Below are 2,719 nucleotides of genomic sequence, written 5' to 3'. Positions count from 1 at the left end.
GTCCAAGCCGCGTAACTATTGAAACCAAGCCTCCGGCAAACCCGGAGCGGTTCAGGTTGGCTGTCTTGGTGGCGGCGCTCCAGGCGTTGGGCGGGGCTAAGACCGTTGATCTCCCGTTCGATGTCGAACAGGCGATCGATCCGTTTGACGGCCTCCAGCGCAATCGGCGAGATCGGCGCGGCTTTGCCACCACGTTTGGCGTTCGTGGCGATGTCGGCCAGCACGAAGAACTTGCGACGCGAATGTGCCCAGCAGAGTGCCTGGCGCAGAGGCGCGGGATCGCGATCTGCTTTGAACAGCGGATTGTAGCCGCCATAGGCATCTGTCTGCAGAATGCCGGTGTAGGTCTTCAGGTGGCGCTCGGGATGCTCCTGTCGCCGGTCCCGCGAGGCATAGTAGAGGGCGGCGGGCGGTGACTGTCCGCCAAATGGTCGGTCATCCCGGACATAGGTCCAGATGCGGCCCGTATCGGTCTTTCCTTTCGCCAGGATCGGCACGGTCGTGTCATCACCATGCAGACGCTCGGCGGCCAGAACATGCTCCTCGATCAGCGAATGGATTGGCTTGAGGGCCGCAGCGCACGCGCCAACCTGGTCGGCCAGGGTCGAAAGGCTGAGATCGATCCCCTCACGGGAATATCGTTCGCTTTGACGGTTGAGCGGCTGGTGCTGGGCGAACTTCTCGAACAAGATCATTGCCAGAAGGTTGGGCCCGGCAAAGCCTCGTGGTGTCACATGGAAAGGTGCTGGGGCCTGCGTGATCTTCTCGCATTCACGACAGGAGAACTTCTCCCGCACGGTCTGAATGACCTTCCACTGACGCGGAATGACCTCCAGGGTCTCGGTGACATCCTCGCCGAGCTTTGACAGCCTGGCCGATCCACAGCAGGAACAACTGGCCGGGACGGCGATAACGACACGTTCGCGCGGTAAGTGCTCGGGAAAGGGCTTGCGTGACGGACGCTTACGCTCGAAGGTCCTGACGGTTGAGGCACTGGCTGCAATCTCTGCTGCCAGTTCATCTTCGCCGGCATCAGCTTCGAGTTCTTCGAGCTGCAGTTCCATCTGTTCGAGAAGCCGCGCCTTGCGTTCCGAGCGGCTGCCGTAAAGCTCGCGGCGAACCTTCTCGATCTCCAGCTTCAGCCGGGCGATCAGCGCCTCGGAATGTGACACGAGCGCCTTTGCACTGGCAGCTTCCGCCTTCGCTATCGTCGCTTCGGCCTCGGCCGCAACACGACGCGCTCGCTCTTGCGCCAGAGCAGCAAGTGCACTGGCAAGATCCTTAGGAAGCTGTTGGGCCGCGTCGTTCATGGAGTGATGGAATCATATTCGCTCCCGTCATTCCAGCATTTTTACTTACCCGACCGAGGTCGGCCGCCAGGTTTTTTGCGGCATCCGCCAGTCGATCCCTTCCAGCAGATATCCGAGCTGCGCAGGTGTGATCACCACCGTTCCATCGGCCGCCGACGGCCATATGAAGCGTCCCCGCTCCAGCTTCTTCGTGAACAGGCACGCTCCCTGGCCATCATGCCAGATGACCTTGATCAGGCCGCCGCCACGACCGCGGAAGACGAACAGGTGTCCACACATAGGATCGCGCTTCAGCGTCTCCTGCACCATCAACGACAAACCGGGAAAGCCCTTGTGCATGTCCGTGTGGCCTGTCGCCAGCCAGACCTTCACACCAGCAGGAACCGGGATCATCGCCGACCCAGCACACAATCGAGAATGCGGCCAAGTGCCTCCGTGTCGATGTCGCTATCCACGCGGACACGACGACCGCGGCCCAGATCAATCGGGACATCGCTGCGTTTCCGGCGGGGATGCGATGAGGCCGGCGCTTCTGAGGCAGCAGGCTGGGCTGCCGGCGCGGCCTCCGAAACGATCACGGGCACCAAGGTGCTCGATCCCGGCGTCGACGGCTCCTCGAGCCGGCAGAGTTCCTTGCGCCACCGAAAGAGCTGGCTCACGTGGATGCCGGCCGATCGCGCAATCTCGGAAAGAACCGCACCCGGCTCAAGGCAGGCGGCAACCAGCCGCTCCTTGTCCTCGCGAGACCAGCGCCGACGGCGCTCGACAGACGTGATCACTTCAATCGAATGTTTGGTCATAGGACTACTCCTAGTGTTTGCACTAGGACTTCCAATGTTCACGCCAATCTCGCAAGACGGCCTTCACCGGAGGCTTACGAAAAGCTTGACTGCGACGGGACGATGATCGTGCTCGGGGAGGGAGTATCAGAACCTCATCTGTCAAAGGCGATGCCCGGAGTTGCGGCCAAGAATACTGGCAGATTGCCCGAGAAATAAGGCATTCGCGCGGATTCCCGCCAGTTATCGCCTATTTCCGGATATTGCAACTTCATCTGACAAACAACACCGGCGACAGTCGGATAATGCGTGGGTCTCGAACCTTCGGCATCCGCTCTGGACTTGCCTCCTCTGCCGTGAGGGAACAGCTCAAGTCAGCAAGCTCAACAATCGCCCCTTCACGGTCGCCTATGGCGTATGCGTGCTGGATGATGGAAAGCAGCACCAGAATTTCGTGGCTATCTAGACGGTTCCGTCGAGGAAAGGGGAACTGAAATATCAAATCATCGCCCTTAACCAGTTCGTATTCTAGCCCGATAGCTGCATAGAGGTGGTTCGGAAAATCTGCACAGCGGGGATAAGTGGAATTTCTGCCTGAGATCGGCTTAGATGCCGGGAACAGGAGATACC

General features: G+C 60.0%; 4 protein-coding genes. All 4 read right to left on the bottom strand.

Annotation, left to right across the window (positions count from 1 at the left end; translation table 11 throughout):
- On the bottom strand, window positions 1–1,310 hold a 1,310-nt coding region (gene tnpC / locus V6767_RS22630), incomplete at its 3' end, for an IS66 family transposase (protein WP_448475495.1).
- 45 nt (window positions 1,311–1,355) lie between these two features.
- Window positions 1,356–1,703, bottom strand: a complete 348-nt coding sequence (gene tnpB, locus V6767_RS22625) for an IS66 family insertion sequence element accessory protein TnpB (RefSeq protein ID WP_448475494.1) — start codon at window positions 1,701–1,703, stop codon at window positions 1,356–1,358.
- Window positions 1,700–2,110 (bottom strand): IS66-like element accessory protein TnpA, encoded by a 411-nt coding sequence (gene tnpA / locus V6767_RS22620; protein ID WP_448475493.1) that lies wholly within the window; start codon window positions 2,108–2,110, stop codon window positions 1,700–1,702. Before tnpA ends, tnpB begins: the two co-directional genes overlap by 4 nt.
- 250 nt (window positions 2,111–2,360) lie before the next feature.
- Window positions 2,361–2,719, bottom strand: a 359-nt coding sequence (locus V6767_RS22615; protein ID WP_448475492.1) for a hypothetical protein, incomplete at its 5' end; no start/stop codon positions are given.

It is taken from the genome of Martelella sp. FLE1502 (assembly GCF_053484255.1).
Note: the sequence above shows the minus strand (reverse complement) of the source record. Positions and strands in the feature narration are given on the sequence as shown.

Excerpts from the sequence above, each read along its gene's own strand:
- tnpB (WP_448475494.1), bottom strand. The coding sequence starts at position 1,703 with ATGATCCCGGTTCCTGCTGGTGTGAAGGTCTGGCTGGCGACAGGCCAC.
- tnpA (WP_448475493.1), bottom strand. The coding sequence starts at position 2,110 with ATGACCAAACATTCGATTGAAGTGATCACGTCTGTCGAGCGCCGTCGG.